Source organism: Nocardia neocaledoniensis (assembly GCF_029868625.1).
GTDB lineage: Bacteria > Actinomycetota > Actinomycetes > Mycobacteriales > Mycobacteriaceae > Nocardia > Nocardia neocaledoniensis_A.
On the sequence record NZ_JARWOJ010000130.1, the window covers coordinates 1 to 7,689 of the forward strand.

7 protein-coding genes are annotated in these 7,689 nt (G+C 70.0%); 6 read left to right on the forward strand and 1 reads right to left on the reverse strand.

What is annotated here, in order from left to right:
• The 6 genes from QH270_RS09170 to QH270_RS09195 all read left to right on the forward strand — a co-directional run.
• Window positions 1-1,986: hypothetical protein (locus QH270_RS09170; protein ID WP_348537643.1), on the forward strand; the 1,986-nt coding region annotated here is incomplete at its 5' end.
• A complete protein-coding gene (locus tag QH270_RS09175; protein WP_110035597.1) occupies window positions 1,983-2,291 on the forward strand; it encodes a transposase in 309 nt (102 codons plus the stop codon). The genes QH270_RS09170 and QH270_RS09175, both read left to right, overlap by 4 nt.
• Window positions 2,292-2,394: 103 nt before the next feature.
• Window positions 2,395-4,053: a peptidoglycan DD-metalloendopeptidase family protein gene (locus QH270_RS09180; RefSeq protein ID WP_280340139.1), complete on the forward strand. Its 1,659-nt coding sequence runs from the start codon at window positions 2,395-2,397 to the stop codon at window positions 4,051-4,053.
• Window positions 4,050-4,631, forward strand: a complete 582-nt coding sequence (locus tag QH270_RS09185) for a hypothetical protein (protein ID WP_280340141.1) — start codon at window positions 4,050-4,052, stop codon at window positions 4,629-4,631. The genes QH270_RS09180 and QH270_RS09185 overlap by 4 nt, the downstream gene beginning before the upstream one ends.
• 38 nt (window positions 4,632-4,669) lie before the next feature.
• Window positions 4,670-6,493 carry a type IV secretory system conjugative DNA transfer family protein gene (locus QH270_RS09190; protein WP_280340143.1) on the forward strand — a complete coding sequence of 608 codons (1,824 nt, stop codon included), beginning with the start codon at window positions 4,670-4,672 and terminating at the stop codon, window positions 6,491-6,493.
• Window positions 6,490-6,909: a DUF4913 domain-containing protein gene (locus QH270_RS09195; RefSeq protein WP_280340145.1), complete on the forward strand. Its 420-nt coding sequence runs from the start codon at window positions 6,490-6,492 to the stop codon at window positions 6,907-6,909. Before QH270_RS09190 ends, QH270_RS09195 begins: the two co-directional genes overlap by 4 nt.
• 52 nt (window positions 6,910-6,961) lie before the next feature.
• Here the strand turns inward: QH270_RS09195 and QH270_RS09200 are convergent, their stop codons facing one another.
• On the reverse strand, window positions 6,962-7,525 hold the full coding sequence (locus tag QH270_RS09200; protein WP_280340146.1) for a hypothetical protein: 564 nt from the start codon (window positions 7,523-7,525) through the stop codon (window positions 6,962-6,964).
• Window positions 7,526-7,689 lie beyond the last annotated feature (164 nt).

A 7,689-nucleotide genomic window follows, 5' to 3' on the forward strand; every position in this document is an offset into this window, starting at 1 on the left:
CGCTCCGGCCGTGGCGAACGCCCGGTGGGGGAGCGGCGGACCCGACCGCGCCCCGAGGCCGAGCGTGCCCGGCGCGAGGGCGAGCGCGGGCTGCGGCCGGAGGACCACGGCCCGCGCCTGGACCACGAACGGGCCATGAACCCGCGGCGCAAGCCGCGCCCGGCCGAGCCGGCGAAGCTCGTCAAGCCCGTGCGCCAGCCGAAGGCGGATCGTCCCGACGACCTCGCCGACCGCGCCATGGGGGCGGGCCGGTCCAAGGCGAAGGGAAAGCCGGAGCGGCGCAAGCAGTCCGGCCCACCGCTGCTCGACGACGCCACCCGCGCCCGCTACGAGATGATCGCCCGCGAACAGTCGGGCCTGCGCGCGGCCTGGGCGACCTTCCGCATCCACACCGACGACCTGCGCCGCAACAACGCCCAGGCCCGCAACGAGGCGGTCGTCAGCGACGGATTCGATCGCACCACCGCCGAATTGACCGACCGCGGCTACTCCGGCCCCGGCGGCGGCAAGATGAACGTCGTCGGCCGCCCGGTCGAATACCGGGCCACCACCGCCCAGGTCGCGGGCCTGTGGCCCTGGTCGGTGGGCGCGGGCGCGCCGCTGATCGGTACGCCGCTCGGGTCGCACCTGCACACCGGCGCGCCGGTCTGCTTCGACCCGATGAACTGGTTCATGCGCGGCAGCTTCATCACCGCGCCCAGCCTGTTCGTGCTCGGCCTCAACGGTTTCGGCAAGTCCTCGCTGGTGCGCCGGATCGTGCTCGGCGGCATCGCCCAGGGCATCACGCCGCTGATCCTGGCCGACGTCAAACCCGATTACCGCAAGATGGTCGAACTCGTGGGCGGCCAGGTCATCGACCTCGGCTACGGGCACGGCAAGCTCAACCCGCTGGCGGCGGGCGTGCTCGGGTCCGTGGTGCCCCGGCTGGACGAGTTCCCGGCGCTGCAACGGCAGGTGCTGCAGGACCTCCGGGCCAGGCAGGTCACCCTGATCGCCGGTCTGGTCGAGCTGGTGCGTGGCGCCAGGGTCGCCGACTTCGAGGAAACGCTCATCGCGACCTCGCTGCGCATCCTGTACCAGCCGGGTAGCGGCTACACCCCGGACAAGCCGCCGATCATGGAGAACCTGCTGGAGGTGATCGTCGGCGGCGGCGCGGAACTGATGCTCGACGCGGGCGCCGACAACGAGGACGAGTACCAGAACGCGATCAAGCACCTGCGCCGCTCGCTGCGCGCGCTCACCCAGGGGCCGTTCGGCGCGATCTTCAACGGCCAGACCTCGGTGCCGATCGACACCGGTGCCGTGGCGGTGTGCATCGACGTCTCGCACATCCCCACCGGCGACAAGAAGCTCAAGGCCGCGGTCATGCTGGCCTGCTGGGCCGACGGGTTCGCCTCCGTCGAGGCCGCGCACGTGCTCGCCGACGCCAAACTCGGCCCGCAGCGCTACTTCCAGGTCGTGATGGACGAGCTGTGGCAGGTGCTCGGTCTCGGCGACTTCATGGTCGACCGCGTCGACGAGCTCACCCGCCTGCAGCGCGGCCTGGCCACCGCGCTGATCATGATCAGCCACACCATCAAGGATCTGCAGGCGCTCGGCTCCGACGCCGCGATCGCCAAGGCGATCGGCTTCCTGGAACGCGCGCGCGCCAAGATCTTCGGCGCCCTGCCCGCCGAGGAGATCAGCAGGCTCGATTCCACCGTGCCGTTCACCTCCGCCGAGCAGGAGATGGTCACCGGCTGGTCGGCGCCCCAGGCGCTCACCGGCGAGGCGCTCCGTCCCGGCCAGCAGCGTCCGTCACCGCCCGGCACGGGCAAGTTCCTGCTCAAGATCGGTGAGGATCGCCGCCCCGGTATCCCCTTCCACATGGAGTTCACGGTGTCGGAGAAGGAAAGCGGAATCCACGACACGAATCAGCGGTTCAGCGAATTCGGTGACACCCCGCGTGCCACCACCGAACCGTCGACGAACGGAGGTCGGCAATGATGCCGCACCGGTCCTACCGCAGGGTCTCGCCCGAGGTCCGCACCGCCGCCGTCGAGCAGGTCATGGCCCTGACCGACAAGTTGCGCAGCGAATCCGAGGCCTGCCGGGTGGTGGCCGAACAGATCGGCGTGCACGCGAATTCGGTGCGCAACTGGGTGCGTGCCGCCGAGGGCCCGAGCCTGGAGCGGATGGACGCCACGGCGCTGCGCCGCAAAGTGGTTCTGCTGCAACAGCAGCTGGCGGCCGCGGCCGAGATGAACCGCACCCTCGCCGACACACTCAACGAAACCCGGCGCCGGACGTGACCACCGCCGCGGACTCCGGTTCGCCGGCGGGCTCGCACAGGCGATCACCTTCTGCGGCGCACCCGGATCGCGGCGCCCGGCGCGGAACGCCAGGAGGCGGCCGGTGAACCTCCGCACCATGACGATGTCGGCGTTCGGCGCCGTCATCGGGTTGATCGCGCTCGTGCTGGTGATCGTGCTGCCTTCCTCGGACGAGACCTGCGAGACCACCGATGTGCTCGACGGTTCCTCGGTGCCGACGTTGCCCTCGCTCGGCGGCGACCTCCCCGGCGAGGTCAGGGCGAGTGGCTCGCCGACCACGACCAATCCGGCCGTCACCGGAACACCCTCGCTGGCGGCGGGTGTCGGCCCGCTGCGGCGTACCCTGCCGCTGGAGGTCGGCACGTTCACCATCTCCGATGTCTACGGCTCGCGCGGTGGCGACCACAAGGGCATCGACATGGCCGCCACCGACGGGACCACCATCTACTCGGTCGCCGACGGGCGTGTCGTCGCCGCCGGACCCGCCTCGGGTTTCGGCAACTGGATCGTCGTGGATTCGGTCGACACCAACGGCCGCGCGTATTCCGCGGTCTACGGGCACATGTGGGACCACGGTGTGAAGGTGCGCGCCGGCCAGACGGTCACCGCGGGGCAGCCGATCGGGATGGTCGGCTCGGCGGGTGAATCCTCCGGTCCGCACCTGCATTTCGAGATCGTGCCCGGTGGCCGCTTCACCGGTGGTCGCCAGATCGATCCGATGCCGTGGCTCGACGGCGCGCCGACCCCCGATGTCGGTGGGGCGCGGGCGTTCTCGATCGATCCGAACTGCGTGCGCGGATTCGGTAGCGCGGGTGGGGCGCTCGCCGACGGCAAGGTACCCGCCGAGCTCGAGATCTGGTATCGCAGGGCGGGCTCCGTCTGCCCGGAGATCTCCTCCTCGCTGCTGGCCGCACAGGCCAAGCAGGAGTCCGGATTCCGGCGCGGGCTCACCTCGCCCGCGGGCGCGCAGGGTCTGGCCCAGTTCCTGCCCGGCACCGCCGTGAGCATCAATCCCGACGACGGCAAACCATATGTTCTCGACGCCGACGGCAACGGCACGGCCAGCGTGTGGGACGACGGTGACGCGATCATCGGCCAGGCGCGCTACATGTGCGCCATCGCGCACAAGATCTCGGGCTGGATCGCCGAGGGCCGGGTCTCCGGTGACCTGGCCGCGCTGACCCTGGCGGGCTACAACGCCGGTGAGGGCGCCGTGCTCGCGTCCGGCGGCATGCCCAATCAGTACGCGGCGCACTACTCCGAGACCCGGCCCTATGTCACCAACATCCTGGCGATGGAACCGCAATACCGCGCGCCCGGCGCGCAGGGCCGGTTCACCCCCGAACCCGGTGGGGGCGGCGCGCAAGTCGTCGAGGCCGCGCACGACTGGCTGGGCACGCCGTACGTGTGGGGCGGTGGCGGTGTGCAGGGCCCGAGCAGCGGCGGCTTCGACGGTCCCGGCCTGACCGCCGCCGCGGTGTTCGCGGCGTCCGCGGGGGAGGTGACCCTGCCGGGCACCGCCGAGCAGCAATGGGAGTCCGGCCGCGAGGTCCCGCTCGCGAAGGTCGCGCCCGGTGACCTGGTGTTCAGCGGATTCGGGCCGAAGGGACCGTCGAAGGTCGGGATCTACGCGGGCAACGGTCAGCTGATCCAGGCGATGCCGCCGTCGAGCAGCGGCGGGGGCGGTGGCGTCGTCGAGGTGGCGGTGCCGGGTGACGCGCGGGCGAGGAGGGTGTTGTGACCACACGTCGGCGCGCACCGGGGATAACCTGGTGGGAGAGAACACGAATCCGCACGATCCCGGCGGTGATGCTCGTGGCGGTCCTCAGCACGGTCGCCGCATGTGGCGGTGACGCCGATACCGCGCGCTCCGACGGCGCCACCTCGACCACCCGGCTGCTCGACGCCGCCACGGTCGACCCGACGACGCCCGACGGTGTCGCGGTCGTCGCCCTGCGCGAGATCTACACCTGGAACCCCACCACCGAGGAACCCGGCGACTCGGTGCAGCGAGCGCGAAAATGGCTGGGGCCCAGCATGATCCGTATGCTGGACAGTTCGGACGGGGTGACCGGAACGCCGAAACCCTCGCTGCAGTGGGCGGACTGGGGCAAGGCGAAGGCACACGTCGAGGCGTTCACCTTCGCCTCGGGGGAGCCGGCGCCGCCCGGCGCCGATCCGACCGTGGCGCAGTACAAGATCGGCATCGAGCAGACGGTCGTCTATCCGAACGGGCGGTCCGAGGAGCTACCACCGAGCACCGTCATCGCGACCGTGGTACAGACGCCGCAGGGCTGGCGCCTCGACGCGTTCCGTTGAGCACCACCACCATCCGAGAAGTCCACAAGGAGGCACACGTGGCGAAGAAGAAGGTGACGGATCCGGCCGCGGTCGGACCCGACACGACGCTGATCCTGATCGTGTTCGGCTTTGCGACGCTGATCACCCTCGCCGTCGCGCTGCACCTGGGCAACGCGCTCTCCGTGGTGCCGCAGAACATCCCGGTGAACCCGATCGCCGTGGTCGCCGACCTGGCCCGCGGCAAGCTGCAGTGGCCGCGCGCGTCGACGGTGATCGTGATCATGGTCGTGCTCGCGGTGATCGCGTACGTGGTGATCCGCAAGCAGCTCAAGAAGCGGGCGGTCAAGGGCAGGCTCTCGATCGACGACAAGGCCGACCATATGGGCACCGGCAGCGCCATCGCCTCGATCACCGAGGCGGGTGTGCGGGAGAAGGCCAAGGACCTCGGGGTGCGCCTCGGCACCAACGACGCGCCCGGGGTGCCGATCGGCATCGCCGTCGCCGACGGGACCCCGCTCTACGGCTCCTACGAGGACCTGCACCTCGATATCTGGGGCCCACGCCAGGGCAAGTCGACCTCCCGGGTGATCCCGGCGATTCTGTCGGCCATCGGCCCGGTGCTCACCACCTCCAACAAGCGTGACGTGGTCGACGCGACCCGCAATGTGCGCGAAGCCAAGGGCAGCGCGACCTTCGTCTTCGACCCGCAGGGCGTGGCCGGGGAACGACCGGGCTGGTTCTGGGATCCGCTGGCCTGGGTCGACTTCCGGCGCGAGGGCTGTGAGATGCGCGCGGCCCGGCTGGCCGGTCATTTCGCCGACGCCGAGAGCAGCGGCGCCGACCACACCGACAGCTTCTTCGACCCCGAGGCCGAGGACCTGCTGGCCGGGCTGTTCCTGGCGGCCGCGATCGCGGGCAAGCCGATCACCCAGGTGTGGGAATGGGTGACCAACCCGCAGAACAGCGAGCCGATCGAGCACCTGCGTGGCGCCGGGCACGACTTCACCGCGGCCGGCCTGGCCATGCAGTACAACGCCGAACAGCGCACCAAGAGCGGCATCTTCGGCACGGCCAAGAAGATGGTCCGCTGCCTGCAGATGTCGAACGTGCATCCGTGGATCACGCGCGGCGCCGGGGACCGGCTGCAGTTCGACGAGCTCGAGTTCGTCGAACGCAACGGCACGCTGTACTGCCTCTCGCTCGAGGGTCGCGGTTCGGCCGCGCCACTGGTCAGCGCGCTCACCGAGGCTGTCATCGATGTCGCGATGCGCAAGGCGGCGATGTCGTCCGGCGGGCGCCTGCCGATCCCGCTGCTCGCGGTGCTCGACGAGGCCGCCAACGTGGTGCGCTGGAAGGACCTGCCCAAGCAGTACAGCCATTTCGGCTCGCGCGGCATCGTGGTGATGACGGTGCTGCAGTCGTGGGCGCAGGGCGCGCGCTGCTGGGGCGACGCGGGCATGAGCGCGCTGTGGTCGGCGGCCAACATCAAGGTGCTCGGCAGCGGTGTCGACGACATGGCGTTCCTGCGCGACCGGTCCGAGGCCATCGGCGAATACGACTCCATCTCGTCGTCGATGTCGCAGTCGGGCAGCAGCAAGAGCTACTCGCGTTCGCTCAGCTCGTCGGTGACCTTCACGGCCCAGGGGCTGGCGACGCTGCCCCGCGGTCGCGCGGTGGTGTTCACCTCCGGTCAGCCCGCCGTGCTGGTCCGTACCGTGCCGTGGTGGGAGTCCGAGTACGCCGAGGCGGTCAAGCAGTCGATCGAGTACAACGATCCGACCCGCAAGACCCGCATCGACGATCTCATCGGCACCCCCGTGCTGTCGCAGTCCACCCCGCCCGATCAGATCGGTGACATCGAGGAGGTCAAGCCCCTGTGAACGACCAGACGCAACCCGCACGTGAGCTCACCAACGGGTACGCCACGGTGTTCGACTTCGTGACCGACTACCTCAGCCGGGTGTACAGCAGACAGGTCACCGACATCAGCGACACGGTGTGGTGTCCGGAATGGTGGCGCCATCCCGAGGCCGCGGTGCGCCTGCACGCGCTGTGGCAGGCGTGGGAACACTTCCGGCTGGAGGGCGGCCCGGGGATCAGCGTGTGGTTCCTCGATCACGCCGACCCGCACATGGCGAAGCTGTTCGATTCGCGCGGACCGTTCAAATACTGCAGTGTGCGCAACGGTCACAAGGACATGCTCGAGCCGCTGCCCTTCGAAGAACAGGTCGGCGCGGACCGGAAGCTGTTCACCGACCCGGATGTCGATTTGACGATCAACAAGACCAGGCCATGACCGTCGCGGTTCGGTGGGGGCGATGCCCGCCGCCACCGAACACCCGTGCGGGTCAGCGGCCGCGGTCGATACCGCGCTCGATGCCCCGTTCGAGGCTGCGTTCGAAGCCGGCGCGCCGGGCGCCGGCGTTGGTCCGGCGGATCGCCTCCTCCGGCGAAATCCCCTGGCCCATCTCGACCAGCATCCGCACCTCCGCCAATTCCGGTGCGACACCGGCCCGTTGGAGATGGGCGGCGATGGCCGCGCGCCGCTCGACCGAGTCGTAGCCCACCTGCGGGGCATTCGCGCCGACCGACGCCGCGGTACTGCTGCTGGTGCTCGCGAACGGGGAGGACGGGTCCTTCTCCAGGCTGAGCCCGCGTGCCTGCGTCGCCTTGTTGCCGACCGACATCATCTGGACCAGCTCGATGTTGCGGGGGTCCTTGGCCTTCAGGTCGCGGGCTTCGCGGACCTGGAGTTCCCTGGCTTCCTTCATCTTCGCCTCGACCGCCTTCGCGCGGGCCTCGGCTTCCTTCTGCCCGTGTTCGCGTGACTTGAGCGCGACGAGAGTGGCCATCTGCAGCATGGTGCGCATCATCGCCGCAGTTTCGCTACCGATGTCGTCGAGTTCCGCCATGACTGCTCCCCGATGCGGCTGTGGAAGTGGACATCTGAGACTACCGCGCGAAGGACACGACCGAAACACGACGGGGCGCCCCCCCCCGTGGCCGCCCGCCCAGCCCCGGGGGTTGGGGCGTCGGCCGCCCCCAGAAACCGGCTGAACGGAAAACGCCACGACCG